This is a genomic window from Ulvibacterium marinum (assembly GCF_003626755.1).
Lineage (GTDB): Bacteria > Bacteroidota > Bacteroidia > Flavobacteriales > Flavobacteriaceae > Ulvibacterium > Ulvibacterium marinum.
In genome coordinates this window covers 476,806-495,525 of the sequence record NZ_RBCJ01000004.1, presented here as the reverse complement: position 1 = coordinate 495,525, position 18,720 = coordinate 476,806, and the positions used below count along the sequence as shown (strand labels likewise).

The 18,720-nt window shown below is 39.4% G+C and carries 14 protein-coding genes; 7 read left to right on the top strand and 7 right to left on the bottom strand.

Translation table 11 applies throughout. The features are described 5' to 3' along the window. Positions 1-218 precede the first annotated feature (218 nt). From D7Z94_RS21170 to D7Z94_RS21160, 3 genes are all read right to left on the bottom strand, one after another. Positions 219-1,814: an ATP-dependent DNA ligase gene (locus D7Z94_RS21170; RefSeq protein ID WP_120713614.1), complete on the bottom strand. Its 1,596-nt coding sequence runs from the start codon at positions 1,812-1,814 to the stop codon at positions 219-221. Next, on the bottom strand, positions 1,811-2,842 hold the full coding sequence (locus D7Z94_RS21165) for a ligase-associated DNA damage response exonuclease (RefSeq protein ID WP_120713613.1): 1,032 nt from the start codon (positions 2,840-2,842) through the stop codon (positions 1,811-1,813). The genes D7Z94_RS21170 and D7Z94_RS21165 overlap by 4 nt, the downstream gene beginning before the upstream one ends. 64 nt (positions 2,843-2,906) lie before the next feature. Further along, complete coding sequence (locus D7Z94_RS21160) at positions 2,907-3,926, bottom strand: DNA topoisomerase IB (RefSeq protein WP_245967271.1); 1,020 nt, start codon at positions 3,924-3,926, stop codon at positions 2,907-2,909. Between the two features lie 295 nt (positions 3,927-4,221). Between D7Z94_RS21160 and D7Z94_RS21155 the strand changes: the two genes are divergently transcribed. The 7 genes from D7Z94_RS21155 to D7Z94_RS21125 all read left to right on the top strand — a co-directional run bounded on the left by D7Z94_RS21155 (position 4,222) and on the right by D7Z94_RS21125 (position 14,195). After that, the gene (locus D7Z94_RS21155; RefSeq protein WP_120713611.1) at positions 4,222-4,899 is read left to right on the top strand and encodes a head GIN domain-containing protein; all 678 of its coding nucleotides are present in this window, start codon (positions 4,222-4,224) and stop codon (positions 4,897-4,899) included. An 86-nt stretch (positions 4,900-4,985) separates the two neighbouring features. Beyond that, positions 4,986-8,708 carry a ShlB/FhaC/HecB family hemolysin secretion/activation protein gene (locus tag D7Z94_RS21150; RefSeq protein WP_120713610.1) on the top strand — a complete coding sequence of 1,241 codons (3,723 nt, stop codon included), beginning with the start codon at positions 4,986-4,988 and terminating at the stop codon, positions 8,706-8,708. A gap of 49 nt (positions 8,709-8,757) precedes the next feature. Further along, positions 8,758-9,978 (top strand): Pycsar system effector family protein, encoded by a 1,221-nt coding sequence (locus D7Z94_RS21145; protein WP_120713609.1) that lies wholly within the window; start codon positions 8,758-8,760, stop codon positions 9,976-9,978. A 60-nt stretch (positions 9,979-10,038) separates the two neighbouring features. Next, positions 10,039-10,860 carry an MOSC domain-containing protein gene (locus tag D7Z94_RS21140; protein ID WP_120713608.1) on the top strand — a complete coding sequence of 274 codons (822 nt, stop codon included), beginning with the start codon at positions 10,039-10,041 and terminating at the stop codon, positions 10,858-10,860. Positions 10,861-10,876: 16 nt separating this feature from the next. After that, on the top strand, positions 10,877-12,628 hold the full coding sequence (locus D7Z94_RS21135; RefSeq protein ID WP_120713607.1) for an FAD/NAD(P)-binding protein: 1,752 nt from the start codon (positions 10,877-10,879) through the stop codon (positions 12,626-12,628). A gap of 332 nt (positions 12,629-12,960) precedes the next feature. Further along, positions 12,961-13,605: an SDR family oxidoreductase gene (locus tag D7Z94_RS21130; RefSeq protein WP_120713708.1), complete on the top strand. Its 645-nt coding sequence runs from the start codon at positions 12,961-12,963 to the stop codon at positions 13,603-13,605. Between the two features lie 101 nt (positions 13,606-13,706). Continuing rightward, on the top strand, positions 13,707-14,195 hold the full coding sequence (locus D7Z94_RS21125) for a Dps family protein (RefSeq protein WP_120713606.1): 489 nt from the start codon (positions 13,707-13,709) through the stop codon (positions 14,193-14,195). A 145-nt stretch (positions 14,196-14,340) separates the two neighbouring features. Here D7Z94_RS21125 and D7Z94_RS21120 read toward each other — a convergent pair whose 3' ends face one another. The 4 genes from D7Z94_RS21120 to D7Z94_RS21110 form a co-directional block, all read right to left on the bottom strand. Then, positions 14,341-15,357, bottom strand: a complete 1,017-nt coding sequence (locus tag D7Z94_RS21120; RefSeq protein WP_120713605.1) for a helix-turn-helix domain-containing protein — start codon at positions 15,355-15,357, stop codon at positions 14,341-14,343. Positions 15,358-15,388: 31 nt separating this feature from the next. Beyond that, positions 15,389-15,538, bottom strand: coding sequence for a DUF5670 family protein (locus D7Z94_RS26235; RefSeq protein ID WP_394347461.1), 150 nt, complete (start codon positions 15,536-15,538; stop codon positions 15,389-15,391). 553 nt (positions 15,539-16,091) lie between these two features. After that, complete coding sequence (locus tag D7Z94_RS21115; RefSeq protein ID WP_120713604.1) at positions 16,092-18,251, bottom strand: ATP-binding protein; 2,160 nt, start codon at positions 18,249-18,251, stop codon at positions 16,092-16,094. A gap of 12 nt (positions 18,252-18,263) precedes the next feature. Further along, the gene (locus tag D7Z94_RS21110) at positions 18,264-18,710 is read right to left on the bottom strand and encodes a response regulator (protein ID WP_120713603.1); all 447 of its coding nucleotides are present in this window, start codon (positions 18,708-18,710) and stop codon (positions 18,264-18,266) included. Positions 18,711-18,720: the final 10 nt, after the last annotated feature.

Sequence of the window (18,720 nt, the reverse complement as noted above, 5' to 3'; positions counted from 1 at the left end):
GTCAATGCTTCAAGGGAAGCTAAGGCGTTAGTTCCAGAGCTCAATGAGCTATTCAAACAGGGAAAAGACTCTAGTATTATGGATGCTATGAAACGTCTGACTGTGAAGAAAGGAAAAATAGACAAGCGCCTGAGAGGTAATTTGAGCGTTTGGAAAACTAAATGTAATGTATCACCAATACGTTCGCAATCTAAGATCGCGCGATTACTAAATCAAATTCAAGGTATCATCGCTTTCAAATCATCAAGGGTATTTGCTTCGTCGATTTTCTTATCCTGACGCCACCTTAAAATTCTAGGAAAGCGTGTCGCTATTCCGCTTTTATGACGTTTTGAAAGTGCGATACCTTCAAAAGCAATCTCGAACACCAATTCAGGTGTTACGCTGCGCACAGGTCCAAAACGTTCCAAGGTATTTCTTTTAATCCATGCATCTACTTTTCTAAATTCCGCATCTGTCAGACCTGAATAGGCTTTTGCGAAAGTGACCAGTTCTTGTGTTTCCGTTTCTGTATTCCAAAGGGCAAACGTATAATCGGTAAAAAGATTGGAACGCCTACCATGACCTCGCATTGCGTAGGTCAGAACGGCATCTATAGTTAGTGGGTCTACTTTCCATTTCCACCATTCGCCTTTTTTTCTTCCTACTTTATATGCGGAGTCTTTTTGTTTAAGCATTAGCCCTTCGCTACGCATTTCTCGTGCTCGTGAACGTTCTTGAGTCACTTCCTCCCATGTATTGAAATGCATCATTAGTGAAAGTTGAAGCGGTAATTCATCTGATGCCTGAGTTACCAACTTCTCCAATAATTTTCGCCTTTCAAGAAAGGGGAGCGCTCTAATATCTTTCCCTTCCCACTCCAGCAAATCGTAGACCTTCATTACAACAGGTGTCTTTGCCAACAATGCCTTGGATACCGTCTTACGCCCGATGCGCGTCTGAAGGTCGTTGAAGGTACCAATGTTTCCATCGATAAAAGGAAGCAATTCCCCATCCAGCACCGTACCGTTGGGCAACTCCCCTATAAATGTATTGAACTCGGGATATTTGTCGGTGACCAATTCTTCACCACGACTCCAAACAAAGAGCTCGTTTTCGCGAATGATAACCTGTGAGCGAATACCATCCCATTTGTGTTCGACACTCCATTCTTTAGCATCTCCTAAATCAGAAACCTCATTTTCTACGGCATAGGCCAAATAGAAGGGGTAAGGTTTTGAAAGATAATCCGATGCTTTTTCCTCTAAAATAAGGTCGTGAAATGAAATTTCGCTGGGTTTCCAATTCCCCATTAATTTATACGCCAAAATATCTTCATCAATACCCGTCGCTTGCGAAAGTGCGCGGGTCATCAATTTTTGACTAACCCCAATACGAAAACCACCCGTGATTAGTTTGGTAAACACGAAACGCTCGTAGTAGTTCAAGACCTTCCAATTGTCAAAAAGATATGCTTTTTTCGTATCATCATCCTCTTTTTTAAGCTGAATCATTTCTTCCAAAAACTCCGTCAGGCTCTTTTCAGTACGCTCTTCCGAAGTAGGAATAACCAAGGCTATCGTCTCTGCCAAATCGCCCACAATATGATACGACTCTTCAAAAAGCCATAAGGGTATTCCGGAAAGTTCTGAAGCCCAATTGCGCAACAGGGTTGTGTTCACAGGCCGAGGTGGTCTGCGGTGTGATAGTATCGCAATAGTCCAAACCTTGTCCGTTTCTGAAGCTTGTAAAAAGTAATCTGCCAAAGCTGCAACCTTTATATTGGTTTTATTGGTGCTATCCAGTTTTCGGATTAAATCTGCGAAATACTTCATGCTATAGTCGCCTCCTCTTTTCCAGTTGCCATTTCATTTAGTTCTCCTTCGTATTGGGTCTGTTCTGTTCGGGCATCATAGCCTTTTTCCCTTAAATATTTTGAGAAAATATCGGTATACCCATGTGTGCTGATGATTTTTTCGGCTCCTGTAGCTTCAATAGCTGAGAGTAGGCCTTCCCAATCGCAATGGTCGGAGAGTACGAAACCTTTATCTATGGCTCTACGGCGTCGCGCACCTCTAAAGGTCATCCATCCGCTGGCTGAGGCTGTTACATAAGGCACCATCTTGCGAATCCATGTGCTGCCGTGGGCGCTGGGCGGTGCCAATACAATATTGCCCAGTAGTTCTTCTTTTTTCGTCTCCTTGGTTATCAAAGTCGTTGGTGGAAATTCTACTAGTGGGCGCAGGACTTCCGTCATATTTTCAATGGCGCCGTGCGTATAAATTTTTCCGATGGATGTATCGAGGTATTTTAGTAAGCGTTGTGCCTTACCTAAAGAATATCCGAATAAAATGGATGTTTTTCCTTCGGCTTGGTTTTCATGCCACCAAGCATTAATGTCATCAAAAACCTGCTGTTGAGGAATCCATTTAAACGCAGGTAATCCGAAAGTACATTCTGTAATGAACGTATCACATTGTATAGGCTCGAAGGGAATAGAAATTCCGTCCTCCTCGGTTTTATAATCCCCTGTAAAGACCCAAACCTCCCCCTTGTGTTCCACACGTACCTGAGAACTGCCGATGATATGTCCTGCTGGGTGTAGGGAGAATTTCACGTTATTGATAACGAATGTTTCATTGAAATCTCTACCGCTGACATTGATATCGCCCAGGCGGTGTTTGATTATGGGTACATTGGTGTGGTGTGTAATATAACTTTTATGCCCCCAGCGACTATGGTCTGCGTGCCCATGTGTAATAATGGCTTTATCTACAGGCTTCCAAGGGTCTAAATACACTTGCGCGGCCTCACAGTAAATTCCATTTTCATTAAAGGCGAGTAAAGGGACTTTTGTTTGCATTTTATTTTTCTTTCTTCTATGGGAGTTAGAGTACGATATTGTTTTCAGTCAAGAAATTCAACTCTTAAATTTCTAAGGGCTTGTAGGTGCCATACAATTGGAGTAAAACCTCCTCCGAAGGAGACATAAATGGTTTTTCCTTTTCTATACGTTCTACTTGCATGAACTGTTCTGAAAGTGAACCTTCTTCGTATTTTTTGACTACCAGCGGGTGTACATACGATTTACGACATACATTTCTAGTATTGCCCAAAGCCTCAGCTGCAGCGTCAAAGCCGATTAGGGTATTCTTATGAATTTGCTTTTCGTCTTCGGTTGGATCAAGGTCTAACAAGGTGTCGAAAAAGACGACCGAAGCGGCCCAAGTGCGAAAGTCTTTGGCTGAGAATAATTCGCCGCTGATATTGTGAATATAGGAGTTGACCATGCCACTGTCCACCGAATGCTTCTCTCCATCTTTGTCGTAGTATTGAAACAATTCCCAACCTGGAATTTCTTCGCACTTGCTTACTAAGTGTAGTAGCTTTTTATTGCGGATACTAATCTTATGCTTCTTCCCTTTTTTACCAACAAACTCGAATTTTAAGCGGTCTTTGTGAATATTTACGTGCCTTGTGCGCAGGGTTGAGAGTCCATATGTCTTATTTCTTCTGGCATATTGCTCACTACCGATACGAATGTGGGTTTCCTCCATCAGTTTGACTATCAAAGCGAGCACCTTACTTTTTGGCCATCCGTCTTGGTTTAGGTCACGCTCTACTTTCTTTCTGATTTTTGGCAGCACTTTGCCGAAGGCGGCCATTTTGTAGAACTTGGTCTGATTCCTGATTTTAGTCCACATGGGGTGGTAGCGGTATTGCTTCCGGGACTTGGCATCTTTTCCAACAGCCTGTAAATGTCCGTTAGGCAAATGCGTAATTTTTACGTCTTGCCATGCCGGAGGGATGACTAAAGATTTGATACGTTCCAGTTGATCTTCCTGCTCTAGATAGACTCCATCTTCGGTTAAATATTCGAATTTAGATTCGTTCAACAACCGATTAATCGATAAATGCTCATCCGATACGTAGATTAAATCTAACAACTCGATTGCCGTTTCTGGCTGTTGCAATAGTTGAGCAATCGTCTCATGTTTTAAATTTCGCATTGTGGTAAAGTTTTCAAGGGAGGTAAGAATCTCAAATTTTTACAACGAAGCTAGATTGTTTCGTTTTTCAAAATGTGCTCTATTGGAGATTTCGTTAACTGGATTGCTCTTTATCACACATCCAAATCCAAGCTATTGCATTTGCGTCAATTATAATGGGGTTAGCGACAAACTGCCCTGTGAGAACCCCATAGCTTTGTTTTATTATTAATAAATTAAAGAAAGAGACAAGATGAAAATAAAAATGATTTTACCAGCGCTTATTTTAAGCAGCGCCTTTGGTTTTGCCCAGAATACAACAATTGATTTAGCAAATTTTGACGAACTCAAAGTATATGACCAGTTAAGTGTCAAACTCGTCAAGTCTGATAAAAATCAGGCAGTTATATCAGGAGACGACCAAGATGAGGTCGCGATAGTGAACAATGACGGCTTGTTGAAAGTACGTATGGAGGTAGATAATGCCCTAGATGGAAAAACAACCGATATCACACTTTATTATACCGACAATCTTAGTTTGATAGATGCTAACGAGAATTCAAAAATTACCTCAGAAGATATTATTAACACCAAGTATCTAACGGTCAGAGCGCAAGAAGGTGGAGAAATCACCCTAAAACTGGATTCAAGAAATTTAGATTCAAAAGCGGTTACGGGTGGAAAGATAATGGTTGATGGCTCTGCAACGAATCAAGAGATTACAGTACGTACCGGAGGACATTTCGCAGGTAAAGGACTCAAAACTGAAACTACTGACGTTACCATTCTCGCAGGCGGTACGGCTTTTATTTCTGCTTCTGACTACGTTGATGCAAGCGTAACTGCAGGTGGCACAGTAGAGATTTTTGGAAATCCCGAGAAGATTTTAGAAGATAAAACTTTTGGCGGTTCCATTATCGTAAGAAAATAAAAAGGAACAAATACTTCACAGGGACTAGAAGCTATGCTTTTAGTCCCTTTTTTGAAATATAACGGCTAGTAACAAGACCGACGCCTATGCTAATTTCACGAAACCTAATTTTAAAACAGTTTTCAAAAGCCCTTCTAGGGCTGTTCCTCTTTCAATCTTGCGCAACCTTTAAAACCCAGCATGCAGAATCGGCGATTCTATTTGACGGAGAACAAAAACCTACCCACACTTTTTATTTAGCGGGCGGTTTGGGCAATCTTGATAAAGATGCATCCGAGAGAATTCTGAGTACCTTGAGAACGCAATTAGAGGCATCTAATGTTAACTCCACCCTTATTTTCACGGGGGATAATGTTTCCATGGAAACCAAGAATTGGAAAGGAGATAAAATTCTTTTGCGAAAACAGCTTGATTTGGTCAAAAATTTTAGTGGTAAGACCATTTTCATCCCTGGAAACAATGAATGGAAGAGTTACAAATCAGAAAAACTGGAACGAACCGAAGACTTTATCAAGGATCTGGACAAAGACCGAATAAATTTCTTCCCTGAAAATGCATGTCCGCTCGAACGAAGGGTTATCAATGAAGATTTAGATTTGATACTGGTCGATTCGAAATGGTTTATCTCAAATTGGTCACGTATTGAAAATATTAATAAAAAGTGTACCAACGTAAATACGCGGAGGCGTTTCATACAAGAGTTGGAAGGCTATATAAATGATGGGCAAGGTAAAAATATTGTTATTGCCATGCACCACCCTGTTTTAAGTAATGGAGAATATGCAGGTCACATCACGGCCAAACAACATCTGTTACCCTTGCCTTTTTTAGGAACGCTTCGCCAGACCGTAAACGATTTAGGGGCATTCAACCCGGATAATTTGAATTCCAGATACTACAATTACATGCGGATTATGGTAAGCTCGTTGGCGCAGGCTTCAGACCGAATTACTATAGTTTCAGGTCATGAAGAAAGTCTACAATATCTATCGGGCGGTGACTTACATCAAATCGTGAGCGGTTCTTTGGGCAAGGCGTCCGCCACTAATAGAGGAAAAGACCGCATTACTGCCATTGGGGGCTCTTTATTGTACGAAGGTGTCTATACTGCAGGAAAAAGAGGCTTTTCCAAATTGGAATATTTCGCTGATGGAAGTTCTAAAGTGACCATGATAACCGATGATACATTGGATAAAGAGGATGCTTATCAAGTATTACCGAAGTTCAAGAAAAAAAAGAAGTTTGATAACTTTGAAATTTCCGAGGAAACAACAAAAAAACAAGCTGTCTTAACGGATCCAAAAGACTATGATAAAAGCGGACTTCATAAATTTCTTTGGGGAGACCGTTACAGAAAATTTTATGCCAAAGAAGTTACTGCGCCAGTCGTAAAATTAGACACGCTTTATGGTGGATTGAAAGTAACCAAAGAGGGCGGAGGGCACCAATCTTTTTCATTACGATTGGAAGATAAAAAGGGCAAGGAATATGCCATGCGTTCGCTAAAGAAAAATGCGCTGAAGTTCTTGAAATTCAAACTACCCGGGCTTGCGTATAATGAAGAAGACTATAAAGATACCTTCGCCGAAGATGTGATCTCAGACTTCTTTACGACGGCACATCCGTATTTACAATTGGCGGTCAATCCATTAGCGAAAGCAGCTGGGGTCAACCATTCTGATTCCGATTTATTCTATGTGCCAAAGCAGGCTTCTTTAGAAGAATATAATAAAAGTTTTGGGGACGAGCTTTATTTCGTGGAAAGAAGACCATCCGAAGAACAGACCAATTATAAAGGCTACAAACGCACCATTGACGAAACAGGAAAAGTCACGGATGTGGAGAGCTCCACCGATATGCTTGAGAAAATCAAGAGCGACGAATCATACACGGTAGACCAACATAGTTATATTCGAGCACGTGTTTTTGACATGCTCATTGGCGATTGGGATAGGCACCAAGACCAATGGCGATGGCTGCAATTTGAGAATAACGCAGGTCATAAGGAGTTCATGCCCGTACCACGGGATAGGGACAATGCCTTCCCGAAATTTGATGGGTTTGCCATGAAGGTAATCAAACTTTTTGTGCCTTTGAGTCGCTCATGGCAAACTTTCGATGCGGATATCGATAATCTGAAATGGATTAATAATAGCGGTTATCCGCTTGACCGTTCCCTTTTGACAAAATTGGGTGCGGAAGCTTGGGAGCAAGAGGCAAAAATCATACAGGAACAGATAACATCAGATGTCATTGAAAATGCTTTTTCAAAATTACCTCCAGAGGTAAATGCGGATGATATCGTCGTTAAGATTAAAAAAGATTTGATGGAGCGATTGAAAACGCTTCCCGGGAACGCTAAGAAATATGGCGAATTCCTAAACCGTAGTGTGGCGATAACAGCCACGGAAAAAGATGATGTTATCGAAATAACGCGTATGCCCGAGGGGCAGACCAAAGTGGTTATCAAGCGATTATTGTCAGATGAAAAAAACGAAAAAATATATGAACGCACTTTTCGTCGTGACGAGACCAAAGAACTTTTGATTTACGGCCTAGGCGATGATGATGTTTTCATGGTTACTGGGGAAGCCGATAAAGAGATTATGGTTCGTATCATCGGTGGTTACGGAGACGATACTTTTATCGTTGAAAATAAGAAGCGCTTGAAGGTGTATGAGTGGGAACATGAGAAAACGAATTTTGGAAAAGAAAAGCCCAAAGTACAACTTAGTGACCTCTATAAAACCAATAACTACCACTTTACCTATTTCAAGAACAATACCAATATTCTAGCTCCAAAAGTAGGTTTTAGAACGGATGATGGTTTTTTTCTCGGATTTAAAGATACCTATGTGAAACGGGGTTTGAACGGAAACTCCTTTCGTCAGAAACATAGTTTTGCAGGTAGCTATTACTTTGGTTTTGAATCCGCCGAATTAGATTATCAAGGTGTTTTTGGTAACATTTTTCCCAAATGGAACTTGGAGGTCAATGGTTATTATACAGGCGACAAGTTCACCAATAACTTTTTTGGACGTGGTAACGAGACGGTCAACCAAGAAGATGCTTTGGATAGGGATTTCTATCGTGCGCGTCTTCAACAATACCGTGCCAGTGTCGGCTTGGCTTTTTATAGTCTTCGAATAAAGGCGCTTTTTGAATCGCTAAGGGTGAATGAAGCTACTGGACGGTTCTTTAATCCAACAACTTTTGACCCCATTGTTTTTGAACAGCAAAGGTACCTAGGTGCCGAAGTCATGGGAAAGTATAAGAATGGTAATGCGGGTGATTTTCCGACGAAGGCACTACAGTTTGGTTTTTCCATCGGATATAAAGCCAACGTGAATCTCAATAACAATAATTTTGGCTACGCTTCGCTAAATGTAGGTGTTGACCATAAATTGATTCCTTCGGGAAATCTGGTATTAGCTACTCGAGCAGAATATAAAAGTTTGGTCGGTGGAGGAAATACCTTCTTTTACCATGCTCCATCATTGGGTGGCGACAATGGACTCCGAGGCTTCCGTGACCAACGTTTTACAGGTCGTTCGTACTTGTATCATTCCACCGATTTGAAAGTAAAACTGAAAAGGTACATCACGGCCGTGTCTCCTGTAACGATAGGTCTGTATGGCGGATTCGATTATGGTCGTGTTTGGGAGCGCAACGAAAATTCAAACATTTGGCACACCTCTCAAGGAGTTGGTTTTTGGATTAGCAGCCTCAAAGCCTTGACACTCAATCTGGGTTATTTTAATTCAAAGGAGAACAACTTGGTGCAATTCGGATTTGGCTTATCACTATAAAAGGGAACTTTCGCAAAAGCAATAGCAATAAATAACAAATACTAAGCTTATGGTTCAGAACAATGATATTTTGAAAAAGATAACGGAGCATATCACCAATATCTTAACTACCGAACTTGATGGTTCGTACGTCTACCATAATTTGAAACACACCAAATTCGTAGTGGCTAGTGCAAAAGAAATTATGGAAGACGTGTCTTTGGATGACCAAACTACGGAAGTAATCCTTATAGCTGCTTGGTTTCATGATGTTGGTTATGTACATGCCATAGAAGGCCATGAAGAGCGCAGTTGCACTATGGCAAAAGAGTTTTTAGGTAAATTGGATTATAGTCAACCTAAAATAGATATGGTTTGTGATTTAATCAGAGCGACCGAAAGAAACCATGTCCCTAAGACGGATAGTGAAAAAATAATTAAGGATGCCGATTGGTCCCATCTCGGGAAGAAAAAATATATGGCGCTTGCAGAGCTGCTAAAAGAGGAAATCAACAGTACGACAGACCGAAAAATAGCCGCTACGGACTGGCGAAATGAGAACATCAATCTTTTCAGGAGCGAGCATCGTTTTTATACCGACTATGCTCAAAAAAATTGGCAAGAGCGAAAGGATAAAAACCTGCGCCGTCTGATGAAGGCCAAGAAATCCGAGAAAAAATTGGTCCGGAAGGAGAAATTAAAGGCCTCCTTGAAGAACAATAGTCCTGATAGGGGCATTCAGACTTTGTATCGCGTCACATTGCGTAACCACCTGAAATTGAGTGATATCGCTGACACTAAAGCAAATATATTATTATCTGTAAATGCGATAATCATCTCGATGGCGCTTTCAAATTTGATTCCGAAATTAGATAATCCGTCAAATGATTATTTGATTTATCCAACTTTAATATTTATCATATTTAGTATTGCCTCTATGATTTTATCGGTTTCTGCTACAAAGCCCAATGTGACAAGTGGCGAGTTCAATATAGAAGATGTCAAGGCTAAAAAAGTCAATATATTATTCTTTGGAAATTTTCACAAGATGGCTTTGAAAGATTACGAAAATGCTATAGAGGGCATGCTGAACGATAAGGATTATATTTACAGCAGCTTAACGAAAGACCTCTATTTTCTTGGGGTAGTGCTATCAAGAAAATATAAACTTTTGCGATGGACTTATACCCTGTTTATGACTGGGATGATTATTTCGGTAATCGTATTTTTCGTCGCCTTTAAGTATTTCGGGCCAGAGCGTTTGTTAGTTATTCCCGAGCTTGTCAAATAGTGGAAGTTTTTTGGCATGAATCATTTCGTATAGTTTAAATGCAGTGTTAATTACTATTAGATGTCCCATAAAAAGTGTGTAGTTGAGATTTTTGAATATCCTGTGAAATCAATGAGGGGTAACTCCTTGGAAAAGGCGTTTGTAACAGCATACGGGTTGGACAAAGACCGGACTGTGGCCGTTATCGATGCGGATAATAAGATCGTTACCGGCAGAGAGTATCCCAGGCTTTTGAGTATTGAATCTAGAATTGATAACCTTCAATTAAAAGTATCCATCGCTTCGGACACCTATTCTTTTTCACTACCAAATGAACAGGATGAGATGGTAGAAATCAAACTTTTCAGGAATACCGTTTCAGGAATACTTCTCAATAGTGAGACTTCCTCCTTGGTATCGAAGTTCTTAGACGGAAATTTTCGCATGATTTATATGGGAAAGAATTTCAGGCCTATATCACCCAAACATGGCGGTAGGGAAGGAGAACATATGGCCTATGCGGATTCCGCTCCGGTTCATCTACTTAATCTAGAGACATTGAAACATCTCAATTCAGAGTTATCGGATAAAGTCTCCGTTCGAAATTTTAGACCGAATATCGTAATCGATGGTTACCAAGCTTTTGAGGAGAATACTTGGGATATGATTCAAATTAACGAATGTATGTTCAGGGTACAGGAAAAGACGCAACGCTGCGTGTTTACGACCATCGACCCCGACACTTTAGACAAAAATGAACAATTAGAACCTTTGGCAACAATTGCAAAAACCGGGTTAGCAAGAGGTTTAGGTCCCGCTTTCGGAATCAATCTGGTGCCGATTACAGAAGGATTTATAGCGCAGGGGGATATTGTGAAAGTGATAAAGAAATTGGAGAAATAAACCTTCGGAACAATCTATGTCAAAGAACCACGAGAATGAACAAGTTGTTGCCATCATTGGTGGCGGCCCAAGGGGACTTTCCGCTCTGGAAAGTTTACACAAAGCACTAGCTAATAAAGATTTTAAAGGAAAAGTTAAGACCTTACTTTTTGAAGAAACTGACCAATTGGGCAATGGACCAGTATATCATTTGGGGCAGCCCGATACGAATTGGTTAAATGTCTCTGAAAGAGGTTTGACCATCCCCAAAAGAGAATCAATTAATGGTAGCGGTTTCGCTATACCGAGTTTTCCATCCTATCAGACTTGGAGCGGTTTTGACGAAAGGAAGGACGTGGGAACGATACCCGACAAATTTCCTTTACGTTCTGAACTTGGCACCTATTTAGGCGAACGCTATGCTGCCATAACAAAGGATTTGCTGATGCTAGGTAAACTTGAAGTGGTGCTAGCGAAGGTCACGAGCTTGGACTATTCTGACGGAAAGTTTAAAATTACTACAAATGTAAAGGAAACCTATTCTGCCGATGAGGTCGTTTTGACCATAGGGCATCAACCCACCAAAGTAGATAGACAGCTGACAAAATGGAAAGAAAAATTGGAAGCGGATACGGCCCTTCAACTTTTTACCGCTCCCTATCCTGTGGAGGATATCAGTAAGGATGTTAAAGAGGATGATGTCATTGCCCTTCGTGGTTTTGGTCTCGCCATGATTGATGTGGCGCGTGCACTTACCGAAGGTTTGGGTGGTTCTTTTGAGCTATTGGATAAAGACACGCGAAAGATGAGTTATCGCCCTTCGGAGAAAAATGGGGTGCAGTTGGTTCCTTTCTCTTTGGACGGACTTCCTATGACCCCGAAACCTTTACATCTCAATTTAGATAAACCCTATATACCTTCGGAAGCAGAACTAGAAGCGTTTGCCGAGCGGCTTAGAAATTCGGTTCGAAAGGGAGGAAAAGTTTCCGATACAAGGTTTTTAATAGACGCTATTACACCTTTGATTGTTAAAAAGTATTGTTCCTTGGGGGATAGTGTTTACGCCCATACCCTGACCGAAGGCGAACTGGAGAAGCTAGTAGCGAACTGGTTGGAAGATGGAAGTACAGAAGATTCCCTAATCATCTCAAAATCGCTGCCAGCCTACCAAAGTATGACAGCTTTCGTCGAAATGGCAACCGGGCATTCCAAAATCAGTTTAGATTATTGTATCGGGCAGGTATGGCGGCATTGCCAACCAAGCATGTACAAAGAACTTTCTTTTACAAACTTAGATGATGAGCTCATCGCCGAAATCATTCAATTGGATGAACGCTTAAAACGCTATTCGTATGGCCCTCCTGTAGATAGTCTTCAGCAACTATTGGCGCTGGTAGATGCGGGTGCAATGACCTTTGATTTCGTAAATAACCCTGAAATCACCCAAACCGCCGAGGGTTGGAAATTGGAACGGGATGACAAGCGCGTAATAGCTAATAGCATGGTCGACTCGGTTTTGGATTCTCCAAAGTTGCTAGAAGTGAACTCCCCCTTAGTTAAAAGTCTTCTAAGCGATTCGCTAGTAGAGCCGGTTCACAGCGCGTTAGGTATCAACACCGCCGAAAATGCCTTGGTAGAACTGGGGGCAGAGAATAATATCCTACCGTTAGCTGTTCTAGGCCGACTCGCCAAAGGAACGATTATAGGTGTTGACGCTATTTTAGAATGCTTTGGAGAACGCTCAGAGTTATGGGCTGAGGGTCTTGTGGAGCGATTGGAATTGAAATAGATTCTTAAAGCAAATCATATTCACCAAAATAACCTTACTCTAATAGTATAAATATTGTTCCGGCTGTATCAAATCTAACAAATAAGGAATATCGATGATGGAGTGGAAGTCATCCAAAAAACCATGGCCTGATATAAGTCATGTAGCACCAGTACAAAACTACGCTCCTCTGAACTTAGACCTTTTTCAAAACAGCCTCTAATGCTTGCTAGCTTTAAGAAGGTTTTTCCCGTCCACTTTTCTCCTCTCCTTTTGCATCAATTTTAAATCAATCTGCATCAAACTATCTGTTCGATTAGTGGCAACTTTATATGAAATTTAAAAAGAATACAATGGAAAATATATTAGTAGCAGGTGCGAACGGAACAACAGGTAAGAAAATAATAGCCCTTTTAGAAGCATCACAATATTTCAACCCTATTGCGATGGTTCGCAAAGAAGAAGATATCTCTCAATTTTCGGATAAAGGAATTACTACAGTCATGGGTGATTTAGAGAAAAATATAAATCACACCGTTAAGGATATTGACAAAGTGATTTTTGCTGCTGGTTCGGGTGGCAAGAAAGTCGTTGAGGTAGACCAAGAGGGAGCAAAAAAACTTATTGACGCCTCAAAAAATATGGCTGTAAAGAAATTTGTTATGCTTAGTTCCATGGGCGCAGATGCTCCCGAAGAAGCTTCCGAACTACAAGACTATTTGAAGGCGAAACACAACGCTGATGAATATTTAAAGAAAAGCAATCTTACCTATGCCATTGTAAGACCCGGAACTTTGAACAATGAAATAGGCACAGGTAAAATAGCTTTAAGTCACAAATTAAATAAGCAAGGCGAAATTAGTAGAGCTGATGTAGCTCAAACTTTGGTAAGGGCCTTGCATGATAGTGCGCCTTTCAATCAAACCTTTGAAATCATTAAAGGCGAAACCTTAATTGGAAAGGCAATGGATGCCATTTCCGAAGAAAACATGGGATAATAATGGCTGTCTAAAATGTTTTGCGTCACTCCTTTTGTCATTGCCATCAAGACAAAAAGCAACATCCCTTTAACTTACAGTATAACTTAAAATTAATCGCAATGGAAACAACAAAAACAGAAATAGGAATTAAGAAGGAAAACAGAAAAGCGGTAGTGGAAATGCTAAAGCAAATTTTGGCAGATGAGCATGTATTATATATCAAAACAAGAAATGCGCATTGGAATATCGAGGGAATCGATTTTCATTCGAAACATGTTTTTCTAGAGGAACAATACAACAAGTTAGAAACGGTCATCGATGAGGTAGCCGAGCGTATTCGGATGTTAGGATTTTATGCTCCTGGCACAATGAAACAATTTTTAGAAACCTCTCAACTAAATGAAGAGGGACCTGAGCAAAATAATACCAAAGGCTTTTTTAGTATACTTCTAGAAGACCATGACACGATTATCAAATTCATCAGAAAGAACATTAGCGAGAATGCTGAAGAGCGTAATGATGACGGAACGGCTGATTTTATAATCGCATTGATGCAAAAGCACGAACAAATGGCTTGGATGATGCGAGCGACTTTGAAGACATTCTAGAATGTTCTAGAATTTTTTGTTTATGTATGAAAACGACAGGATCTATTTACTGCATTTTTTAGTTGGTTCTTTTTTAAATCAATAACGCATGTAAACAAAAAACCGTCCAAACTCAGTGGACGGTTTTTCTACGTTTAAGTGTATATTATGCTGTAACAGCTATCGTATTCTGATGATTTTGATAATGTTTAGGGCTACAGTTGTATTTCTCTTTAAAGATTTTAGAAAAGTAACTTCTACTCGTCAAACCAACAGTATAAACGATTTCAGAAATGTTCAGCTCTGAGGTTCTTATCAATTTTTCCGCAGCTTCGACACGTTCATTTCTGATGAAATCGGTAACTGTCCGGTCATATAGAACTTTAAAACCTTCTTGTAATTTGAAGGGAGATAGACCTGATTTTCTACTCAAGTACTTCAAGCTGTATTGTATTTCAGGGTAGTTTCTAATGAATTCTGAAATCTCCTTAATATCCTCCATTTCGCTTCTCGTTAGCGAGCCCATGTTTCTTACTACGCTAATCATATCTTCGCTGTGCTGTTGTATTTCCAAAGCAAGAATCATCTGAACCATACCATTGATTAATAAATTTCGTACCAGTCCTTTTTGAGATATAGCAGCCAATTGTTGAATGCGTTCAGCGATTTTTAAATTGAAAGAACCAATGTACGCATAGGTATCCGTATCCGTGTTTGGAGCAAAAGCATTCCGTAATTGGAATTTTAATTCTTCCTCTTTTACAGCATCTTGGTTTACTAGAATCATGGAGATTTTTACCGCCTCATCTTTTCTAAAGTTCAAGTAAATGCTCTGGTCATATGTACTTGAGAAAATTCCTGTTTGAAATTGTCCTAATCTGTTTTTTTTCCCATATTCCCCGAAATTTTGCATCAAGCGCCCTTTTGAGCAGTAACTGAAAAAGATGGGGTTTTCTTCAGTTGATATATGAGCTAAGGCAACATCTTCTTTAAAAGTAATATCATATTCTATATATGATTTAGCTTCTTCCGAAACGATTCCTGAAATAAAACCTTTGGCCACATCGTTGTTGATTTCCAAAGTATATTCTTTAGCTAACGTTTGAACTTGACCTCCTAATTGTAATTGTAATTGTTTGAAAAGTGATTCGAGTAAGGTTGAAGTGATTCTTATATTTTTCATCGTTGTTGATTTTATAGTTGTTCTTATAATTTTATTGTTTTTCTAAAAGGACTTTTATTATGAGTAATCCTACTGCTGCCGCTAAGAGTAAATGAACTTCAGGACCGTAGTTGTAAAAAAAGAAACCAACTATCCATGATAGCATGCTGAAGGCTGCAATGCTGTTTAAAATTTTTGACATCTGATTTGTGCTTAATAAGGAATAAATTGAAACTGATTCTCATGATTTTATCAGCTCAACCAACGGTCGTATTTTTATTCACTGAACTATGAACTACAACTTTTACCTCTTTGTGTTTGATATATTCTGACTGAAATTCAAATTGACTTCTAGTCTTACCCACTCTGGCATTTTGATGCTGATAGATGATTGCTGTGTTCATATCGGTGTAATTTTGTAGTTGATTTATCTATTTAATGCTACACTACAAAGTTCCGTTAAGCGGTCAGCTTTCGTGTTACACAATTTTGGTATTACGTTACATAATTTTACGAAAGGGTTAATATTATTGAAGAAATAACCCGTTTAAAGATAGATGAGAGGCTAGTTAGAGATGGATATTGGTAAAGAAGACATGACATCTGTTGAGAATAATAAAGAGAAACTCCACGTACAAGAGCTAATTATTTACTCGATAATCAAAATGTAATGCCACAAGGTGCGTCTCAAAATTGAAATTTTGCCCCTTTGAAATTTCTCATAGGCTTGCCACGAGATTGTTGGCTCTGTACTGCTAAATTATGGGAAGATAGACGCAAAATGAAGCACCTTCATTAGGCGAACTTTCGGCCACAATATGTCCATTATGGTTTTCTACGATTTTTTTACATATTGCCAAACCAATACCCGTTCCAGAATATTCATGCTTTTGATGTAGCCGTTGAAATAACTCAAAAATCTTTTCTGAATTTTTTTGGTCAAAGCCGATACCATTGTCCATGATGGAAATGCGATTGTATTTTTTAGCCTTTGTTATAAAATCATTACCGATTTGTTTACTGGTCACTTTCTTACAATCGATTACGATTTTCGATGCCACATCAGGATTTCTGTATTTAATGGAATTTGATATGAGGTTATTGAACAATTGTTCCATTTGAAAAGGCACCGCCTTTAAAGTAGGCATGTTGTCTATAGCAATGTGTACATTAGCTTCTTTGATACGGGCATCTAAATCTTCCTTTACTTTATCCAATATATCGTCTAGGTTTGTTTTTACAAAGTCATCTTTGGTCTTATTGATACGAGAATACGATAAAAGGTACTTGATCAAAGTCTGCATTCGATTGGCGGAAGAGCTTACCTTTTCGATATAGCCCCTTCCTTTTTCAGATAGGTTTTCAAGTTCTGAATCGGAAAGACGAGAAATGAACATCTGTATTTTGCGTAAAGGCTCTTGTAGATCATGGCTCGCAACACGGTTAAAAGATTCTAGTTCTTCATTAGAGCGCTTTAGGTCTTGATTTTTGTTATATAATTTTAGTTGCGCTTTATGTTCGTGAGTAACGTCCATCACCAGGCCAACCATCAGATTATTGTCAAAATGTCCTATGCTGCGAACGTGCCTTATTTTGCCTTTATTAGTGATGATGCGATAGGAGTACTCCCCATGTTCATTTTTCTCCCTGATATTTTTAAGTATTTCATCATATATAGGTCTGTCTGCAGGATATACAAATTCTCTATAAGTATCCGGGTTGAATTCAATCTCTCCCGGTTCATAGCCTAAAAGTCTAAAATAATTGTCAGAAATAATAGTTTCTTTAGTGTTCTTATCCCATCTATAACTACCTATTTTGGCTAATACTTCCGCATCGTTAAGTATTGTATTTTGAAAGGTCAAGCTCTCGTTTAGAGCTTTTAATTTCCGCTCTGCTAGTACCTCTGCAGTATTTTCAGATGAGATTAATAAGACACCGTCATCTAATTTTGTAGCGGTACTATGAAAAATTTGGGGCCTATCAAAAAACTGGTGGTATTCTTTCTCGATATGTTGCGGAGTATTCGTTTCTAAGCTTTTTATCATGATGTCAGAAACTCCATTTGCTAATAGCATTGGGTACACTTCACTCATTTTCTTGCCTATTATATCATCGACTTTATCTCCGGTAGCATCAGTTAGCACATCATTGGAATAGGATATTTTAAAATCGATTATCTTCTCGTTTTTGTCTCTTATGGGTTCATAGAAAACGACAACATTATCGGTAGACTTTAATATTTTCTCCAAAAACAATTGTGTGCTGGTAATCCGTTTTCTGTTGCTGTTCAGTTTTTGAAAAGCGAATACAAATATCAATAGCGAAAACAAAAATGAAGCTATCAAAGCAAGCGGTGTTACTGAAATACGCTCATTATAATCTTCTTTTCTTAGGGCCAAAAGATTTTCCTCTTCTGACATCATCTCGTTCTTTAATTCACGTATTTCTTCAAACAACACAATTATTTTTTCATGGTCCTTTGACGCCTTTGAAATCACGGTAGAATCTGTAGGGACATTCATCGCAGAAATAACGACCCGATTGTATAAACGGGTTTGCAAACTGCTCATTTCAGCTAGAAAATTTTGTTGTTTGGTATTGTCGGCCGTTAATTCTTTTAGGTGGGTCAATGAGGCATTTCCTTCCTTCTGGTATTTTGAGACGGTATCTGAAAGTGTAGTACCATCCTTAGCGTCGAAATCCAGTTGGGTGGCCACCAGTAAGGTATAGCTAGTAAAAAGATTGTTGATTTCTTTTTGCACTTCTAGCGTATGTCTTACCATTTCAGAGCTAGTTTGAAGTCTTTTGGTTTGCTTGTAAACCAGGGCAGCAGTAAAAAGTAAAACACCTACTGCAACAATAAGGATGACAACATATAATTTATAAGAAGACCGTATCCGTGTTAATTTCATATGGATTACACATTAAATGCGAAGTAAAAAATTATCCTTGTTTAGGCTCGAGGTGTGGTACTGCCAATTCATCTGTAACACCTTTTTAATGGCATCGCGTAGCTTCGAAAAACTGTTGGGTTTATTAATATAGATATTCGCTCCGTTAATGAAGGTTTCCTCGATGTCATGATCAGAGGAAGAGGTAGAATAAATGGCGACACAAAGATGTTTTAAATGTGCAGTGCTTCTAATCTCTTTCAAACATTGCATACCGTTTTTGATGGGCATGTTTAAATCGAGGAAAATCAGTTGCGGCAGAACAGATGGCCCCTGTAAGAGATAATCCATTAGTTGTTGGCCATCATGAAAGAGCGAGAGGTGCAACTTGACCTTGGTCTCTTCTATAGCTTCTTGAAATAGAAGACGGTCATCTTCGTCATCATCGGCTAATACAATATGCATTGCATTTTTATTCATAGGTGTGTTA